The sequence below is a fragment of the Chloracidobacterium thermophilum B genome (assembly GCF_000226295.1).
GTDB lineage: Bacteria > Acidobacteriota > Blastocatellia > Chloracidobacteriales > Chloracidobacteriaceae > Chloracidobacterium > Chloracidobacterium thermophilum.
Genome location: NC_016025.1, coordinates 151,117 through 169,963, shown reverse-complemented (window position 1 = coordinate 169,963; position 18,847 = coordinate 151,117). Strand labels below are relative to the sequence as shown.

Below are 18,847 nucleotides of genomic sequence, written 5' to 3'. Positions count from 1 at the left end.
CCCGATGTGGCGCAGAGCCTGAACAACCTGGCTGATCTCTATCAAGCCCAAGGGCAGTATGCCCAGGCCGAGCCGCTCTACAGGCGCGCGCTGACCATCCGGGAGAAGGCCCTCGGCCCCGACCATTCCGATGTGGCGACAAACCTGAACAACCTGGCCCTGCTCTACGATGCCCAAGGTCAGTACGCCCAGGCCGAGCCACTTTACAAGCGCGCGCTGACTATTCGGGAAAAGGCCTTGGGCACCGACCATCCTGATGTGGCGACCAGCCTGAACAACTTGGCTGGTATCTATCAAAACCAAGGCCAGCACGCCCAGGCTGAGCCACTCCACAGGCGCGCACTGTTTATTAGGGAGAAGGTACTTGGTACCGACCATCCTGATGTGGCGACCAGCCTGAACAACCTGGCCACACTCTACTGTGACCAAGGTCTGTATGCCCAAGCGGAGCCACTCTTCAAGCGCGCGCTGGTCATCACGGAAAAGGCCTTGGGGGCAGACCATCCTGATGTGGCGCAGAGCCTGAACAATCTGGCCATGATTTATGCCAACCAGGGGCGGTACGATCAAGCAGAGCCACTCCACAAACGCGCGCTGTCCATTCAGGAGAAGGTGCTGGGCCCTGACCATCCCGATGTGGCAACGAGCCTGAGCAACCTGGCCGCGCTCTACCATGCCCAAGGTCAGTACGCCCAGGCGGAGCCGCTCCTCAAGCGCTCACTAGCCATTATGGAAAAGGCTCTGGGCCCTGACCATCCCGATGTGGCAACGAGCCTGAACAACCTGGCCGCGCTCTACTATGTTCAGGGCCAGTACACCCAGGCAGAGCCACTCTTCAAGCGCACGCTGGCTACTATGGAGAAGACTCTGGGCTCCGACCATCCCGATGTGGCAACGATCTTGAGCAACCTGGCTGGTATCTACATAGACCAAGGTCAGCATGCCCGGGCGGAGCCACTCTACAGGCGCACGCTAGCCATCAGAGAGAAAGCCCTGGGCCCCGACCATCCCGATGTGGCAACGAGCCTGAGCTGCCTGGCTCTGCTCTACGCCAAGCAAGGTCAGTACACCCAGGCAGAACCACTCTACAGGCGTGCGCTAGCCATCATGGAGAAGGCCCTGGGTCCCGACCATCCGGTTGTGGCGATGAGCCTGAACAACCTGGCTGGACTCTACCGTGCCCAAGGGCAGTACGCCCAGGCCGAGCTGCTCTACAAACGCTCATTGGTCATCAGGGAGCAGGCCCTGGGTCCTGACCATCCCGATGTGGCGGCGAGCCTGAACAACCTGGCTGCCGTCTATCGAGACCAAGGTCAGTACGCCCAAGCGGAGCCGCTCCACAGGCGCGCGCTGGCTATCTTGGAGAAGGCCCTGGGTCCCGACCATCCCGATGTGGCAGCGAGCCTGAGCAGCCTGGCTGGACTCTACCGTGCCCAAGGGCAGTACGCCCAAGCAGAGCCGATCTACAAGCGCGCGCTGGCTATTCGGGAGAAAGCCTTGGGATCCGACCATCCCGATGTGGCGGAGAGCCTGAACAACCTGGCTCTGTTCTACACCAAGCAGGGTCAGTACACCCAGGCGGAGCCGCTCCACAGGCGCGCGCTGGCTATCTTGGAGAAGGCCTTAGGACCTGACCATCCCGATGTGGCGGCGAGTCTGCACAACCTGGCTGGATTCTACCAAGCCCAAGGGCAGTACGCCCAGGCCGAGCCACTTTACAGGCGCACATTGGCCATCAGGGAGAAAACCCTGGGACCCGACCATCCCGACGTAGCGACGAACCTGAGCAACCTGGCTGAAATCTATCGAGGACAGAGTCGGTACGCCCAGGCGGAGCCGCTTTACAGGCGTGCTCTAGCCATCTGGGAAAAGGCCCTGGGACCCGACCATCCCAATGTGGCGGCAAGCCTGAACAACTTGGCTGACCTCTATCGAGAACAGGGTCAGTACGCCCAAGCGGAGCCGCTCTTCAAGCGCGCGTTGGCCATACAAGAGAAGACCTTGGGGACTGACCATCCCGATGTAGCGCTGAGCCTGAACAACCTGGCCCTGCTCTACGCCGACCAAGGTCAGTACACCCAAGCAGAACCTCTCTACAAGCGCACTCTGGCCATCTGGGAGAAGGCCTTGGGACCCGACCATCCTGCGGTGGCGACAGTCCTGCACAACCTGGCTGGTATCTATCAGGACCAAGGTCAGTATGCCCAAGCGGAGACGCTCTACAGGCGTGCGCTGACCGTCAAGGAGAAGTCTTTGGGCTCCGACCATCCCAATGTGGCGACGAGCCTGAACAACCTGGCCATGCTCTATGCCAAACAGGGTCAGTACGCCCAAGCGGAGTCCCTCTTCAGGCGTTCACTGACTATCAGAGAGAAGGCTCTAGGCCCTGACCATCCCGATGTGGCGGCGAGCCTGCACAACCTGGCTGGTATCTATCAAGACCAGGAGCAGTATGCCACGGCGGAGCCGCTCTTCAGGCGGGCGCTGGCCATCCGGGAGAAGGCCCTGGGTTCCGACCATCCCGCTGTTGCGCAGAGCCTGCACAATCTGGCCCGGCTCTACTATGCCCAAGGGCAGTATGCCCAAGCCGAGCCGCTCTACAGGCGTTCACTGGTTATCCGGGAGAAGGCATTGGGACCCAACCATCCTGATGTGGCGACGAGCCTCAGAAACCTGGCGCTACTCTATCGTGCGACGCAGCGGATTACCGAGGCGGAGCAGCTTGAGGAGCGGGCAGCAAAAATCAAGGCCAACGACAAGTGAGAGAAACGGTTGAATTCCATCGCAAAGGCAGTTTATGCGGTTTGCCGGGAAGCCAGCTTTGAAAGCATCACGACTGGTTACAGAACCGGTTACGGGCTTACCCCGGCAAACCTGCGCCACCATCCGCAAACACTGACTAAGTGTGGACAAGCAGCGACGGCAGGAGGCGATTCATTCAGCTTCACACGTCAGAACAACCACTCCCCACGCCTGCTCGGAGCAACTCCCAAAACATCTCCCACTCGCCACTCGCCATTCGCTACCCACCACTCGCTACTCGCCACTCGCTACTCACACCCATTCCTCAGTCCCAGATGCGGTTTACGCCGTAAGTGTCGAAAATCGTGTCGGCGCTGAGGAGCGGCATGCCCTCGATCAGCGACTGAGCAACCAACATCCGGTCAAATGGATCGCGGTGGTGGAATGGCAGCGTGGTCAGGCAGTTGAAGTGGTCATCGCGGAATGGCAACCACTCAAAGTACGTGCGCAGCATGTGCTGGCGGAAGAATCCGGCGTACGATCCGCCGATGTCGAGCTTTTTCAGGCTGACCTTGATAGCGACTTCCCACGGCGAGACAAGGCTGACGAACTTCTGGTTCGCCGGATTGCAGATTGCAGCTTTGGCCGTTGCCCCCAGTTGCGGGTCATCCCACCAGAACCACAGCACCGTATGCGTATCAAGTAACAACTTCATTCCATATATTCCGCGAAGTCTTCAAGTGGGGCGTCGAAATCGGGGGACATCCAGAACGAGCGGTCCTTGGCTGTGCCAGGAACACTTGGCCAACTCGTGCGCTCCAAGCGCTTGATGACGGCGACAGGTACACCATCAGCCGTCAGGATCAACTCCTCGCCGCCAGCCATTCCAGCCAGAAGTTCAGGCAATTTGGACTGGACGGCCGTCACCGGAAACGTGCGGGCAATCGTTTCGGTCATGTCGTTCTCCTCGTTGGTGGGCTTGTTCCGTCGTGTAGCCGCCAGAGCTACCCGGATTGTTTTCGGGTGTCATTTTCGCTGGCTACACGATTATCCGCAAACACCGGCTGAGTGCGGACGACCAGCGACGGCGGGAGACAATCCGTTCGGCTTCACAACAACGGCTTTGCCTGCCTCAGAGCACCCCCCAAAACATCCCCCACTTCCACCTACTCGCCACTCGCTACTCACCACTCGCTACTCGCTATTCGCTATTCGCTATTCGCTATTTGCTATTTGCTGCTCGCCACTCGCTACAAACCTGTTTACAACCTGAAAAAAATGCTTCTAAATATCAAAAAAACACTAAACAGCAACAAGGCAACCACCCCGCAACAAAGTGGTTGGGTGTCTGCGAGGAGCACCTATGACCAAACGGATACAGGTAATGGTTCTGGCTGCCGTGTTGTGCCTGGCTGGCGCCACAGCCTGCACCCAAAGCAACAATTGGGAGACACTCAACCGAGATGCAACGGAGCTTTATCGGGCTGGCAAATATGAACGTGCCATCACGGTTGCCAAAAAGGCGCTGGAGGTTGCTGAGAAGAGCGTCGGGCCGGACCATCCCAATGTGGCGACAACCCTGAACATCCTGGCTGAAATCTATCGCGAACAGAGACAATACGCTCAAGCGGAGCCGCTCCACAGACGCGCACTGACCATTCGGGAGAATGCCTTGGGTCCCGACCATCCCAGTGTGGCGCAAAGCGTGAACAACCTGGCCGTGCTCTACAAAAACCAGGGTCAATACGCTCAAGCGGAGCCGCTCCTCAAACGCGCGCTGGCTATCGGGGAGAAGTCCTTAGGCCCTAACCATCCTGATGTGGCAACGAGCCTGCATAACCTGGCTGAACTCTATCAAGACAAAGGGCAGTACGCCCAAGCGGAACTGCTCTGTGGGCGTGCGCTAACCATCCGGGAGAAAGTCTTGGGTCCCGACCATCCTGACGTGGCAACGAGCCTGAACAACCTGGCCCTGCTCTACTATGCCCAAGGTCAGTACGCCCAGGCCGAGCCGCTCCTCAAACGTACGCAGGCCATTTTGGAGAAGGCCCTAGGTTCCAACCATCCCGATGTGGCGAAAAGCCTGAATAACCTGGCCTTGCTCCACTATGGCCAGTGTCAGTACTCCCAGGGAGCACCGCTCTGCGAGCGCGCGCTGGCCATCATGGAGAAGTCCCTGGGTTCCGACCATCCCGATGTGGCAATAATCGTGAACAACCTGGCTGTCTTTTATCACGAAGCTGCAATGTATACCCAGGCGGTGCCACTCTACAATCGCTCGCTGGCCATCATGGAGAAGTCCCTGGGACTTGCCCATCCTGATGTGGCAGTGATCCTGAACAACATGGCTGTGTTTTTCTATGACCAGCATGCGTACGCCCAAGCGGAGCCGCTTTACCAGCACGCGCTGGACATCAGGGAGAAGACCCTGGACCCCGGCCATCCCGATGTGGCGAAGAGCCTCAACAGCTTGGCTCTGCTCTACTATGAACAGCGTCAGTATGCCCAGGCGGAGCTGCTTTTCAAACGTGCGCTGGCTATCCGGGAAAAGGCCCTAGGGCCTGAACATCCCGATGTAGCAGCGACCATGCACAACCTGGCCACGCTTTATCATGCTCAGAGGAAGTATGCCCAAGCGAAACCGCTTTACAGGCGCGCGTTGACCATCAGGGAAAAGACCCTTGGACCCAACCATCCCGATGTGGGAGCGACGGCATACAATTTGTCCCAAGTTTACCTTTTGCAGTTTCAGTTCAACCAGTCGGATTCCCTCTTCCACCGCTGGATGGACATTGAGAGGAAAACTTGGGACTCCATTTTCATAGGGAATAGCCTTAGATTGCCGGTCAGATTCTATCTTGTCCCTGCGAAGGGGCAGATTATCGAAGTGGAGAAGCTCGAAGAGCGGGCTGTGAGAATCAGGTCCACATATAGATGAAGTGACAAAGGCAGGTTATGCCGCTTGCCGGGAGGCAGCGTTTGGAAGCATCAGCCCCGACTGGCTACGGGACTGGCGTACGGGACTACCCCGGCAAACCCGTACCACTATCCGCAAACACCGGCTGAGTGCGGACGACCAGCGACGGCGGGAGACAATCCGTTCGGCTTCACAACAACGGCTTTGCCTGCCTCAGAGCACCCCCCAAAACATCCCCCACTTCCACCTACTCGCCACTCGCTACTCACCACTCGCCATTCACCACTCGCTACTCGCTATTCGCTATTCGCTATTTGCTATTTGCTGCTCACCACTCGCCATAAACCTGTTTACAATCCGAAAAAACGATTCTAAACGTCACAAACCATAACTGTGATAAGGCAACCAAGCCGGCGATAAGCGGTTGGGTGTCTGCAAGGAGCACCTATGGTCAAATGGAGACAAGTGATAGCTCTGGTTGTTATGCTGTACCTGACTGGCGCTATGGCTTACGCCCAAGGTGCAGGCCGCGAGTGGGAGACACTCAACCAGGAAGTCATAAAGCTTTATCAGGCCGGTAAATATGACCGCGCCATCGTGGTTGCCAAAAAGGCGCTGGAGGTGGCTGAGAAGCGCGTCGGGACAGAGCATCCCAATGTGGCGAAAAGCCTGACCAACCTGGCCTATCTCTATAATGCCCAAGGGCAGTACGCTCAGGCCGAGCCGCTCTTCAGGCGCGCGCTGGCTATACAGGAGAAGGCCTTGGGCCCCGACCATCCCGATGTGGCGACGAGCCTGAACAACCTGGCTGGTCTCTATCAAGCCCAAGGGCAGTACGCCCAGGCCGAGCCGCTCTTCAGGCGCGCGCTGGCTATCCGGGAAAAGGCCTTGGGTTCTGACCATCCCGATGTGGCGACAAGCCTGAACAACCTGGCTGGTCTCCATCAAGCCCAAGGGCAGTACGCCCAGGCCGAGCCGCTTTACAAGCGTGCGCTGGACATCCGGGAGAAGGCCCTGGGCTCATACCATCTCGATGTGGTGGCGATCCTGAACAACCTGGCTGAAATCTATAAAGCCCAAGGGCAGTATGCCCAAGCTGAGCCGCTCTACAAACGCGCGATGGGCATCCAGCAAAATGTCTTGGGTCTTGACCATCCCGATATGGCCACGACCCTGAACAACCTGGCTGAAATCTATCGTGAACAGGGTCGGTACGACCTAGCTGAGCCATTCCTCAAGCACTCGCTGGGCATCCTGGAGAGGTTCCTGGGCGCCGACCATCCTGATGTAGCAACGAGCCTCAACAACCTGGCTATCATCTATAAAGCCCAAGGGCAGTACGCCCAGGCCGAGCCGCTCTTCAAGCGTGCGCTGGCTATCCAGGAAAATGTCTTGGGTCCCGACCATCCCGACGTGGCGCAGAGCCTGAACAACTTGGCGGCGCTCTACCAGGCACAGGGTCAGTACGCCCAGGCCGAGCCGCTCTTCAAGCGTGCACTGACCATTCGGGAGAAGGCTTTGGGCTCCGACCATCCCGACGTGGCGACAAACCTGAACAACCTGGCCCTGCTCTACGAGGCCCAGGGTCAGTACGCCCAGGCCGAGCCGCTCTTCAAGCGTGCGCTGGCTATCCGGGAGAAGGCCTTGGGCCCCAACCATCCCGATGTGGCGACGAGCCTGAACAACCTGGCTGGTCTCTATCAAGCCCAAGGGCAGTACGCCCAGGCCGAGCCGCTCTTCAGGCGTGCGCTGGCTATCCGGGAGAAGGCCTTGGGCTCCAACCATCCCGATGTGGCGACGAGCCTGAACAACCTGGCTGGTCTCTATCAAGCCCAAGGGCAGTATGCCGAGGCCGAGCCGCTCTTCAGGCGTGCGCTGGACATCCGGGAGAAGGCCCTGGGCCCCAACCATCCCGATGTGGCGACGAGCCTGAACAACCTGGCTGGTCTCTATCAAACCCAAGGGCAGTACGCCCAGGCCGAGCCGCTCTTCAGGCGCGCGCTGGTCATCCGGGAGAAGTCCTTGGGTCCAAACCATCCCGATGTGGCGGCGGGTCTGAACAACCTGGCAGGTCTCTATCAAGCTCAAGGGCAGTACGCACAAGCAGAGTCACTCCACAAACGCACGCTGGCTATCAGGGAGAAGGTCTTAGGACCTGACCATCCCGATGTGGCGACAAGCCTGAACAACCTGGCCATCATCTATAAAGCCCAAGGGCAGTACGCCCAAGCCGAGCCGTTCTTCAGGCGGGTGCTGGCCATCCGGGAAAAGTCCCTGGGTCCAAACCATCCCGACGTGGCGACAGCCCTCAGAAACCTGGCTCAACTCTATCGTGCGACCAAACGGATTGCCGAAGCGGAGCAGCTTGAGGAGCGGGCGGCAAAAATCAAGGCTGGCGACAAGTGAGAGAAACAGTTGAATCCTGTCGCCAAGACAGTTTGTGTGGCTTGCTAGGCGTCCAGCTTTGAAGGCGTCAACCCCGAATGGTGTCACGTCAACGGCCAAGTGAAGCAACCCGCAGGATATCCCTCACTTTCGCTCATTTTTCATTCTCCATTTTCCACCGACAAATGGTTAGGTGTCTGCGCGGAATACCAATGATCAATCTGGTGCAGGTGATGGCTCTGGCGGCCGTGCTGTGCCTGACCGGCGGGCCGGCTTATGCCCAAGGTGCGGGCATCGAGTGGGAAACACTCATCGAGGAAGTGCGGACGCTTTATCGGGCTGGCAGATATGACCGCGCTGCTACCGTGGCGAAAAAGGCGCTGGAGGTGGCCGAGAAGCGCGTCGGGCTGAACCATCCCGATGTGGCGACAAGCCTGAACCACCTGGCCAAGTCCCATCAGGCCCAAGGGCAGTACACCCAGGCGGAGCCACTCTTCAAGCGCGCGCTGGACATCCTGGAAAAAACCCTGGGTCCCGACCATCCCGATGTGGCGACGGGCCTGAACAACCTGGCGGGTCTCTATCAAGCTCAAGGGCAGTACGCCCAAGCTGAGCCGCTCTACAAACGCGCGCTGACCATCACGGAAAAGGCTACAGACCCCGATTATTCCGTTGTGGCGATGATCCTGAATAACCTGGGCAGGCTCTACGATATCCAGGGTCAGTACGCCCAGGCGGAGCCACTCTTCAGGCGCTCACTGGCTATCAGGGAGAAGGTTCTGGGTCCCAACCATCCCGATGTGGCAACGAGCCTTGAAAACTTGGCCTTACTCTGTCGCCTGACCAGGCGGATTGCTGAAGCGGAGAAACTTGAAGAGCGGGCTGCAAAAATCAAGGCCAACAACAAGTGAGAGAAACGGCTGAGTTCCGTCGCAAAGGCGGTGTGTGCCGCTTGTCGGGAGGGGCAGCTTAGAAAGCATCAACCTCGACTGGTTACGGGACTGGTGTACGGACCTGCCCGGCAAACCTGCGCCACTATCCGCAAACACCGGCTGAGTGCAAACGATCTGCGCAGCCGGAGACGATTCATTCAGCTTCACGCACCAGAACACCACTTCCCCACACCTGCTTCAGAGCAACCCTCAAAACATCTCCCACTCGCTACTCACCACTCGCTACTCGCCACTCACCCCCATTCCTCAGTCCCAGATACGGGTTACACCATAGGCGTCAAATTGCGTATCGCTCCCGACAATCGGTATGCCCTCAACAAGGGACTGTGAAATCAGCAAGCGGTCGAAAGGATCACCATGATGGGGCGGCAATGCCAACTGCCGGTCAGTATGGTCCAGGGTGATTGGCAGCAGCGTCAGGTAGAGATCAGCAATGGCGATCTCCATCCATTGCCGGAACGGCTTCGATAAGGGAAGCCGCTTCTTGCCAACCTTGATGGCGATTTCCCAGACGGTTGCTACACTGATGAGGCGGTCATTGGCTGGGTCTGAAAGGGCGGCAAGTGCAACTGGCGACAACTGACTGATGTCGTCCTGGCTCCAGATCAGAGCGTGGGAGTCAAGCAGTAACCGCATCACTGGTATTCCTCAAACTCTTCCAGCGGATCGTCAAAGTGCTCCATTGACAATACCGAACCGCGTTGCGTGCCAAGCTTCGGGACCGGGCGCGGTGGTGGTGTGCAGGTAGCAACCAGTCTGGCGACAGGCTGACCGTTTTCTGTGAGAATCACTTCCTCACCAGGGGACAGGCGGTGAATGAGGTCTGCCAGGCATGCTTGAGCTTCCTGAATACTGAGGGGGTTCATGTCGTTCTCCTTGTTGGTGGGCTTGTTCTGTCGTAGCCGCCAAAGCTACCCGGATTGTTATTCGGGTGTCATTTTCGCCGGCAACACGACTATCCGCAAACACCGGCTGAGTGCGGACAGTCAGCTAGCAGGAGGCGATTCGCCCGACTTCACACACCAACGCCAAGTGCCTTGCCTGCTTCGGAGCAACTCTCACAAAACATCCTCCACTTCACCTACTCGCTACTCGCTATTCCCCACTCGCCACTCACCATTCACTACTCACTATCCCCCATTCCCCCGGACAGCCTGCACCAGAAATCTGTTTACAACCCGAAAAAAATAGTTCTAAATGTCACAAAACCCTAAACCATGATAAGGCAACCGGCCAGCGATAAAGTGGTTGGGTGTCTGTGAGGAGCACCTATGCTCAAACGGATACAGGTGATAGCTCTGGCTGCCGTGCTGTGCCTGACGGGCACAATAGCCTATGCCCAGTGCGCAGGCAGAAAGTTGAGGGAGCTCCACCAGGAGGCCACGGAGCTTTTTCAGGCTGGCAAACATGACCATGCCGTTGTGGTTGCGAAACAGGCGCTGGAGTTTGCCAAGCAGAGCTTCGGACCAAACCATCCCGCTGTGGCGGCAAGCCTGAACATCCTGGTTCTGTTCTATGCTAACCAAGGTCAGTACGCCCAAGCGGAACCGCTCTCCAAGCGTGCGCTGGTCATCCTGAAGAAGTCTGTCGGCCCCGACCATCCCGCTGTGGCGCAGAACCTGAACACCCTGGCTGGTATCTATCTAGCCCAAGGGCAGTACACTCAGGCCGAGCCGCTCTTCAAGCGCGCGCTGGCTATCTGGGAGAAGGCCCTGGGTCCCGACCATCCCGATGTGGCGGCGAGCCTGTACAACCTAGCCCTGCTCTACACCAATCAAGGGCAGTATGCCCAGTCCGAGCCGCTCCTCAAGCGCGCGCTGGCTATCGAGGAGCAGACCTTGGGACCCAACCATCCCGATGTGGCGGCGAGCTTGGACAAGCTGGCCATGCTCTACACCAATCAAGGACGATATGCCCAGGCCGAGCCGCTCCTCAAGCGCGCGCTGGCTATCGGGGAGCAGACCTTGGGACCCAATCATCCCGATGTGGCGGCGAGCTTGGACAAGCTGGCCATGCTCTACACCAACCAAGGTCAGTACGCCCAGGCAGAACCGCTCTTCAAGCGTGCGCTGGCCATCCGGGAGAAGGTCTTGGGTCCTGACCATCCCGCTGTGGCCCAGAGCCTGAACAACCTGGCCTTGCTTTACCAGGCCCAGGATCACCACGCTCAGGCCGAGTCGCTCCTCAAGCGCGCGCTGGCTATCGAGGAGAAGGCCTTGGGTCCCGACCATCCCGCTGTGGCCCAGAGCCTGAACAACCTGGCTGTTGTCTATCTGGCCCAAGAGCAGTACGCCCAAGCCGAGCCGCTCATCAAGCGTGCGCTGGCTATCCGGGAAAAGGCCTTGGGTTCCGACCATCCCGCTGTGGCGCAAAGCCTGAACAACCTGGCTTGCATCTATCGGGCCCAAGGTCAGTACGCCCAGGCCGAGCCGCTCATCAAGCGTGCGCTGGCTATCCGGGAGAAGGCCCTGGGTCCCAACCATCCCGATGTAGCGACGGTCCTCAAAAACCTGGCTCTGCTTTATCGTGCGACGCAGCGGACTACCGAAGCCGAAGAACTTGAAGCGCGAGCAGCAAAAATCAAAGCCAACGACAGGTGAGAGAGACGACTGGTATCCGGCGGCAGCAGCATTGTGCGTACCAACTGAACTGCCGGGATGCTTGAGAGAGCGCGCAACCCTGAAGCCCACGCGGGCGGGACGCCCGCGCCCCCAGAGCTGCCCGCGCTCCCAAGGGACTTACGGCCAGTCGGACTAGCCGACGTGAGAGCAACCGATTAGACTTCCGCCTTCTCAGCCCCAAGTTGCTTCTCACAGACAGCTACTTCCCTATCCGATGTCTTCTCCAACCACAGCCCTGCTCGAACAAGCCCTTCGTGAACGCATTCTCGTCCTCGACGGCGCCATGGGGACGATGATCCAATCCCACAAACTCCAGGAAGCCGATTACCGTGGAGAGCGTTTTGCCAGCCATACCCACGACCTCAAAGGCAACAACGACCTCCTGTGTCTGACCCGCCCGGACATCGTCGAAGCCATCCACCGCGCCTATCTCGAAGCCGGCGCGGACATCATCGAAACCAACAGCTTCAATGCCCAGCGGATTTCGCAGGCCGATTACGGACTGGAAGACCTGTCCTACGAAATGAACCTGGCTGCGGCCCAGTGCGCCCGGCGGGCCGTCGAGGCGTTTCTCAGGGAAGACAGCTCGCGCCCGCGCTTCGTCGCCGGGGCGCTGGGGCCGACCAACAAAACCGCCTCGATCTCGCCCGATGTCAACGATCCCGGCGCACGCGGCACGACCTTCGACGAACTCGTTGCCGCCTACGCCGAGCAGGCCGAAGGACTGCTCGACGGCGGCGTGGACCTGCTCCTGCCCGAAACAACCTTCGACACGCTCAACCTCAAGGCAGCGCTCTTTGCCATCGAGGAAGTCTTTGAACGGCGTGGGCAGCGGGTGCCGGTCATGGCCTCGGTGACGGTCGCCGACGCCAGCGGGCGGACGCTTTCCGGGCAAACCGTCGAGGCGTTTCTCATTTCCGTCGAACACGCGCCGCTGCTGGCGCTCGGAATGAACTGCGGCTTCGGAGCGGCCGAAATGCGTCCGCACGTCGAAGAACTGGCCGAAAAGTCGCCGTTTTACCTGATCTGCTACCCCAACGCCGGCCTGCCGAACGTCTTTGGCGGATTTGACCAGACGCCCGACATCATGGGCGAACTGCTGCGCGACTTCGCCCGCCACGGCTGGCTCAACATCGTGGGCGGCTGCTGCGGGACAACCCCTAAACACATTGCTGCCATTGCCGCAGCCGTTGCCGGCATGCCCCCGCGCATTCCTCCCAAACCGTCGCGCTACACCCGCCTGAGCGGCCTGGAAGCCCTGGTCATCCGCCCGGAGACAAACTTCGTCAACATCGGCGAACGTACCAACGTCACCGGCTCGGCCAAATTCGCCGAACTCATCCGCGCCGAACGTTACGAAGACGCCCTGACCATTGCCCGCCAGCAGGTAGCCAATGGTGCGCAGATGATTGATGTCAACATGGACGAAGCCATGCTTGACAGCGTGCGCGCCATGACGTGCTTTCTCAACCTTGTCGTCGCCGACCCGGACATCGCGCGCGTCCCGATTGTCATTGACAGCTCGAAGTTTCACGTCATCGAAGCCGGGCTGAAATGTGTTCAGGGCAAGTGCGTCGTCAACTCCATCAGCCTCAAGGAAGGCGAAGCCGTGTTCATCGAGCAGGCGCGACGTATCCGCCGCTACGGCGCGGCCGTCGTCGTCATGGCCTTTGACGAAATCGGACAGGCCGACACGGCAGCGCGCAAGATCGAAATCTGTACCCGCGCCTACCGGATTCTCACCGAACAGGTTGGCTTCCCGCCGGAAGACATCATCTTTGACCCGAACATTCTGGCCATTGCCACCGGCATTGAAGAACACGCCAACTACGCCGTGGATTTCATCGAGGCCACGCGCGTCATCAAGCAAACCCTGCCCGGCTGCAAGGTTTCCGGCGGCGTCAGCAACCTGTCGTTTTCCTTTCGTGGGAACAACGTCGTCCGGGAAGCCATGCATTCGGTCTTCCTGTACCACGCCATCCGGGCCGGCATGGACATGGGCATCGTCAATGCCGGACAGCTTGCCGTCTATGACGAAATTCCGCCGGATTTGCTCGAACTCGTCGAAGATGTGGTACTCAACCGGCACCCGGATGCCACGGAGCGGCTGATTGCCTTCGCCGAATCGGTCAAGGGGGCCGGTAAGGCCGCGGTCAAGGACGAAGCCTGGCGGCAGACCAGCGTCGAGGAACGGCTCAAGCATGCCCTCATCAAAGGCAATGCCGATTACATCGAGACCGATGTCGAGGAAGCCCTCCAGAAGTACGGCGCACCGCTGGCGGTCATCGAAGGGCCGCTCATGGACGGCATGAACGTCGTCGGCGACCTGTTCGGAGCCGGCAAGATGTTCCTGCCGCAGGTTGTCAAATCGGCGCGCGTCATGAAAAAAGCCGTGGCCGTGCTGCTGCCCTACCTCGAAGCCGAGAAAAAGGCAGCCGCCAACGGACAGACGGCCAATGGCTCCGGCCGCAGGAAGGTGCTGCTGGCAACGGTCAAAGGCGACGTTCACGACATTGGCAAAAACATCGTCGGCGTCGTTTTGGGCTGCAATAACTACGAGGTCATTGACCTGGGCGTGATGCAGCCCTGTGATGTCATTCTGGCCAAGGCCCGCGAACACAATGTGGATGTCATCGGTCTCAGCGGGCTGATCACGCCGTCGCTGGACGAAATGGTTCACGTGGCCAAAACGATGACCGAGGCCGGCTTCACCGTGCCGTTGCTCATTGGCGGGGCGACGACCTCAAAGCTGCACACGGCCGTCAAAATTGCGCCAGCCTACAGCGGGACGACGGTTCACGTTCTCGATGCGTCGCGCGCCGTTGGCGTCGTCGGGGCGCTGACCAGCCACGAGCAGCGCCAGGATTTCATTGCCCAGAACGCGGCCGAACAGGCTGCCTTACGGGAAGAACACCAGTCCCGCCTCGACCGCAAGCACCTGCTGCCGCTGGCGGAAGCCCGTGCGCGCCGTCCGCAGTTGCGGTTTGACGCCGAAACTGTCGCCGTTCCTGAACAGCTTGGCGTCATGACGTTCGACGATGTCACGCTCGACGCCCTTGTGCCCTACATTGACTGGTCGCCTTTCTTTCATACCTGGGAACTGCGGGGGCGCTATCCGAAAATCTTTGACGACCCGACCATTGGTGAACGCGCCCGCGAACTGTTCGACGACGCCCAGCGCCTGCTCGAACGCATCATCACGGAACGCCGTCTGCATCCACGCGGCGTTTTTGGGCTGTTTCCGGCCAATGCCGTCGGCGATGACATCGAGCTGTACACCGACGAAACCCGAACCGAAGTGCTCACCCGCTTCCACACCCTGCGGCAGCAGGTCGAGCGTACAGACGGGAAGCCCAACATCGCCCTGGCAGACTTCATCGCCCCGAAGGATACCGGCCGGCTGGATTACATCGGCGGCTTCGTGGTGACAGCCGGGCTGGGACTGGACGAACTCTGCGCCGCATTCGACGCTGACCACGACGACTACCACTCGATTATGGCCAAGGCGCTGGCTGACCGCCTGGCGGAAGCCTTTGCCGAACTCGCCCACAAGCGCGTCCGTGACCTCTGGGGCTACGGACGGCACGAAACCCTGACCCGCGAGGACCTCATCCGGGAACGCTACCGGGGCATCCGCCCGGCGCCGGGCTATCCGGCTTCGCCGGACCACACGGAAAAACGCACGCTGTTTGCCCTGCTGGGCGCAGAGGAAAATGCCGGCGTCCGCCTGACGGAAAGCTGCGCCATGTGGCCGGCCAGTTCGGTCAGCGGTCTCTACTTCGCCCATCCCGACGCGCATTACTTCGCCGTCGGCCTGCTGGGACGCGATCAGATCGAGGATTACGCCGCGCGCAAAGGGTGGACGGTTGCCGAGGCCGAGCGGTGGCTGCGTCCGAACCTGGGCTACGATCCGGCCTGATGCGACGCCGGTTCCGTCACCGGGCTGACCGCATGGGGGCGGAACGCACCAACCAGCGCCGGTATGGTTGTCCCCTGCTCGCGGCAGTAGGCTTCCAGCCCTTCGATGACGTGCAGGGCGGCACACGGTTCGGTGTAGTTGATTGTGCCGAGCTGCACGGCCGTCGCCCCGGCCAGGATGAACTCCAGCGCGTCCATCCAGTTGGTGATGCCGCCCATGCCCAGCCGGGGGATGCTGACGGCCTGCGAAACTTCGTACACCATCCTCACGGCCAGCGGACGGATGGCCGGGCCCGACAGTCCGCCCGTCGTAAAACCCAACCGCGGCCGGTGGGTATAGACATCAATGGACAGACCGACAAAGGTATTGACCAGCGACAGGGCATCGGCTCCGGCCTGCTCGACGGCGTGGGCCACATCCACGATGCTCGGCGCATTGGGCGACAGCTTGACGATGACCGGCCGCCGCGTACGGTTTTTGACGGCTTCCGTGACGCGGGCCGCCAGCCGGGGATTGTTGCCAAACTGCGTCCCGCCTTCCTTGACGTTCGGGCAGGAAATGTTCAGCTCGTAAGCCGACACGCCTTCGGCATCATCGAGCACGGCGACGACTTCCAGAAAATCCTCGATGGAAAAGCCAAAGACGTTGGCAATGACGTGCGTATCATAAGCGCGCAGCAGTGGCAGTTTTTCCGTGACGAAAGCCCGTACTCCGATGTTTTGCAGCCCGATGGCGTTGAGCATGCCGGCGGGTGTCTCCACGATGCGCGGCGGAGGGTTGCCTTTGAGCGGCTGCGGCGACAGGCCCTTCGTACAAAAACCGCCCAGCCGGGACAGGTCGAAAAAGGGCAGAAATTCCAGCCCGTAGCCAAACGTCCCGCTGGCCGGGATGACCGGATTTTTGAACGTCAGGCCGGCAATGGTCACAGCCAGCGGGTTGTCCAATCGGGAGGCGTTCGGCGTGTGGCTGGTGGATTCGCTGCTCATGACGCCGTTGTTTCCGGGACTGGTTCGTTGACCATGAGCACCGGCTGCCCGGTTGCCGCCAGCACCGAAAGCCACATACTGCTTTTGGGCGAGAGGTGTTTCTTCTGGCTGGTCACCAGGTGCATCGGCACGTGGACGAACAGCCCATGCCAGTATCCGATGAGCAAATCCGTCTTTCCGGCCATGGCGGCATGCACGGCGTACCGCGCAAAGCGGTCGCTCAACTGGGCGTCGTCACAGTTGGCCGGGACGCTCCGAATGAGATAGCTCGGATCGATGTATTTGACATTCGCCTCGATGCGACGCTCGCGGAAGTGGGCAATGATGCGATCGCGCAGGTACGTCCCGATGTCGTGGTGTTTGATGTTGCCGGAGGCATCGCGTTCAACCGGCAGATCGCCAAACAGGTGTTGCCCGGCTCCTTCGGCCACGACGATGACGGCGTGCCCACGCTGGAGGACCCGCTTTTCCAGGTGCGCCAGAAAGCCGTTGGGCGGGTCGAGATCAAAGGGCAGTTCGGGGATGAAGGCGAAGTTGACTTCCTGGCTGGCCGTCGTCGCGCCGGCCGCGATAAAACCGGCATTGCGGCCCATCAGCTTGACGATGACGATGCCATTGGGCGCGCCCTTGGCTTCGGCATGCGCCCCGGCAATGACTTCGCGCGCCTTTTCGACGGCCGTACCGTAGCCGAAGGAGCGAAAGACGTAGGGGATGTCGTTGTCAATGGTTTTGGGAATCCCGACCACGGCCAGCGGCAGGTTGCGTCGGCGGGCCGCCTGGGCCAGAGCGTCAGCGCCGCGCTGCGTTCCATCGCCGCCGACACAAAACAGCATGTCAATGCCACGGTCGGCCAGGGTGTCGAGCATGACTTCCACCGGCTGCGGCCCACGGGATGACCCCAGAAATGTGCCCCCGTGCAGGTGGATGTTTTCCACCATCTCGTGCGTCAGGCGGATGAATCCGTCGCCATAGGCCGGATTGAGGCCCCGGTAGCCATAGCGGATGCCATAGACTTCCGGGACGCCGTAGTTGTACTTGAGGGACAGAAAAACCGACCGGATGACGTTGTTGATGCCCGGACACAGCCCGCCGCAGGTGACAATGGCGGCTTTGACCTTGGAGGGATCAAAAAAAAGCCGCTCCCGTGGGCCGGCCCGCTCGAAGAACAGGTCATCGGGACGCCCTTCCAGACGTTCCAGTTCGACGTGGAAGCGGACTTTGGCGGCGTCGGACATAAACTCCCCGTGGTATTCACCGGAAGCCGCGCCAAGCTGGAGCGGCGACGGAAACCGACACTCCCCCAGCGAGTGGATGATGAGGTCTTCGGGTTTGGGCAACGTCATGACTTCCTCCGTGACGCGGGACGGGCCGGGGCAGAACCCCTTGGTGACTTGGGGCTTCCCGGCCCTGAAGTTGCCGGCTTGGCGGCTGGACGAACCAGCCGCTGGGACGGTGCGGCGGGGGACTGGGCAGTGCGGCCGATGGTCGTTGCCAGCCCCTCACGCTGGCGGGCTTTGGCTTCCCCGACCGGACGGGGCTTGCCGGTTTTTTGCGCTGCTGCCTTTTTGGCGACAACCCGTGGGGCAATTTTCCGCTTCGAGAAGAACCGCTGCACTTCAGCCGGAGTCAACTCCCGAACGGCTCCGACCGGCAGGCCGGCATCGGTCAGATGCCCGATGGCCACCCGCCGCAGTTTGAGCACGGAATGCCCGATGGCGTCAAACATGCGCCGAATCTGGTTGTTTTTGCCCTCGTGCAACACGAGTTCATACCAGGCGTTGTTGTGATCCGTGTGTTCCAGGGGGGTCAGGTTGGCAATCCGGTGAACTTCCCCGTCAATGGTGATGCCACGTTGCAACCGTTCAAGCTGGGCAGGGCCGGGTGTTCCCTTGACCTTGACGTGATAGACCTTCGGGCAGTGGTCGCCGGCTTTGGTCACAAGGTTGGTCAGGGCCCCGTCGTTGGTCAGGATGAGCAATCCTTCGGTGTTGAAATCGAGGCGGCCGACGGGATGTACGCGCGGCGCGCCTTTGGGCAGCAGGTCCGTCACGAGCGGGCGCTGCTCCGGATCGGAGAGGCTCGACAAATACCCCTTCGGCTTGTTGAGCAGGTAATAGACCAGCTTCCGCTGCGCCAGCTTCGGGTTGATGAGCTTGCCCTTGACCTTGATGGCATCGTGTTCCGGGTCGGCTTTGGCCCCCAGCGTGTCCACAACCTGGCCATTGACCGTCACCAGCCCGTTCTGAATCCACGTTTCGGCTTCCCGCCGCGAGGCCAGTCCGGCGGCGGCAATGAGTTTCTGTAACCGTTCCTGCATGGCGGTG

General features: G+C 60.2%; 13 protein-coding genes. 6 read left to right on the top strand and 7 right to left on the bottom strand.

Annotated elements, in window-relative coordinates:
• The first annotated feature begins 6 nt into the window (after nucleotides 1-6).
• A complete protein-coding gene (locus CABTHER_RS11805) occupies nucleotides 7-2,763 on the top strand; it encodes a tetratricopeptide repeat protein (RefSeq protein ID WP_014100881.1) in 2,757 nt (918 codons plus the stop codon).
• Nucleotides 2,764-3,067: 304 nt separating this feature from the next.
• Here CABTHER_RS11805 and CABTHER_RS11800 read toward each other — a convergent pair whose 3' ends face one another.
• Entirely contained in the window at nucleotides 3,068-3,457 is a 390-nt protein-coding gene (locus CABTHER_RS11800; protein ID WP_014100880.1) for a type II toxin-antitoxin system VapC family toxin, read from the bottom strand.
• On the bottom strand, nucleotides 3,454-3,699 hold the full coding sequence (locus CABTHER_RS11795) for a type II toxin-antitoxin system Phd/YefM family antitoxin (protein WP_014100879.1): 246 nt from the start codon (nucleotides 3,697-3,699) through the stop codon (nucleotides 3,454-3,456). Before CABTHER_RS11795 ends, CABTHER_RS11800 begins: the two co-directional genes overlap by 4 nt.
• A 406-nt stretch (nucleotides 3,700-4,105) precedes the next feature.
• Between CABTHER_RS11795 and CABTHER_RS11790 the strand changes: the two genes are divergently transcribed.
• The 3 genes from CABTHER_RS11790 to CABTHER_RS11780 all read left to right on the top strand — a co-directional run bounded on the left by CABTHER_RS11790 (nucleotide 4,106) and on the right by CABTHER_RS11780 (nucleotide 8,955).
• Nucleotides 4,106-5,680 (top strand): tetratricopeptide repeat protein, encoded by a 1,575-nt coding sequence (locus tag CABTHER_RS11790; RefSeq protein WP_014100878.1) that lies wholly within the window; start codon nucleotides 4,106-4,108, stop codon nucleotides 5,678-5,680.
• 462 nt (nucleotides 5,681-6,142) lie between these two features.
• Nucleotides 6,143-8,065, top strand: a complete 1,923-nt coding sequence (locus CABTHER_RS11785) for a tetratricopeptide repeat protein (protein ID WP_014100877.1) — start codon at nucleotides 6,143-6,145, stop codon at nucleotides 8,063-8,065.
• A 191-nt stretch (nucleotides 8,066-8,256) separates the two neighbouring features.
• Nucleotides 8,257-8,955: a tetratricopeptide repeat-containing protein gene (locus CABTHER_RS11780; RefSeq protein ID WP_014100876.1), complete on the top strand. Its 699-nt coding sequence runs from the start codon at nucleotides 8,257-8,259 to the stop codon at nucleotides 8,953-8,955.
• A gap of 288 nt (nucleotides 8,956-9,243) precedes the next feature.
• Here the strand turns inward: CABTHER_RS11780 and CABTHER_RS11775 are convergent, their stop codons facing one another.
• Together CABTHER_RS11775 and CABTHER_RS11770 are read right to left on the bottom strand one after the other, a co-directional pair.
• Nucleotides 9,244-9,633: a type II toxin-antitoxin system VapC family toxin gene (locus CABTHER_RS11775; protein ID WP_014100875.1), complete on the bottom strand. Its 390-nt coding sequence runs from the start codon at nucleotides 9,631-9,633 to the stop codon at nucleotides 9,244-9,246.
• Complete coding sequence (locus tag CABTHER_RS11770) at nucleotides 9,633-9,863, bottom strand: type II toxin-antitoxin system Phd/YefM family antitoxin (RefSeq protein ID WP_014100874.1); 231 nt, start codon at nucleotides 9,861-9,863, stop codon at nucleotides 9,633-9,635. Before CABTHER_RS11770 ends, CABTHER_RS11775 begins: the two co-directional genes overlap by 1 nt.
• 405 nt (nucleotides 9,864-10,268) lie before the next feature.
• Between CABTHER_RS11770 and CABTHER_RS11765 the strand changes: the two genes are divergently transcribed.
• Together CABTHER_RS11765 and metH are read left to right on the top strand one after the other, a co-directional pair.
• Nucleotides 10,269-11,597, top strand: a complete 1,329-nt coding sequence (locus tag CABTHER_RS11765) for a tetratricopeptide repeat protein (RefSeq protein WP_014100873.1) — start codon at nucleotides 10,269-10,271, stop codon at nucleotides 11,595-11,597.
• Between the two features lie 235 nt (nucleotides 11,598-11,832).
• Nucleotides 11,833-15,537 carry a methionine synthase gene (gene metH / locus CABTHER_RS11760; protein WP_014100872.1) on the top strand — a complete coding sequence of 1,235 codons (3,705 nt, stop codon included), beginning with the start codon at nucleotides 11,833-11,835 and terminating at the stop codon, nucleotides 15,535-15,537.
• On the opposite strand, the gene CABTHER_RS11755 is transcribed toward metH, so the two are convergent.
• Genes CABTHER_RS11755 through CABTHER_RS11745 form a run of 3 tightly spaced genes read right to left on the bottom strand, consistent with a single transcriptional unit; the run spans nucleotide 15,522 to nucleotide 18,840 of the window.
• A complete protein-coding gene (locus CABTHER_RS11755) occupies nucleotides 15,522-16,523 on the bottom strand; it encodes a dihydroorotate dehydrogenase (protein WP_014100871.1) in 1,002 nt (333 codons plus the stop codon). The two genes, metH and CABTHER_RS11755, sit on opposite strands and share 16 nt — an antisense overlap.
• Nucleotides 16,520-17,866, bottom strand: coding sequence for an ATP-dependent 6-phosphofructokinase (locus CABTHER_RS11750; protein ID WP_014100870.1), 1,347 nt, complete (start codon nucleotides 17,864-17,866; stop codon nucleotides 16,520-16,522). Before CABTHER_RS11750 ends, CABTHER_RS11755 begins: the two co-directional genes overlap by 4 nt.
• A complete protein-coding gene (locus CABTHER_RS11745; protein ID WP_014100869.1) occupies nucleotides 17,863-18,840 on the bottom strand; it encodes a pseudouridine synthase in 978 nt (325 codons plus the stop codon). Before CABTHER_RS11745 ends, CABTHER_RS11750 begins: the two co-directional genes overlap by 4 nt.
• Nucleotides 18,841-18,847: the final 7 nt, after the last annotated feature.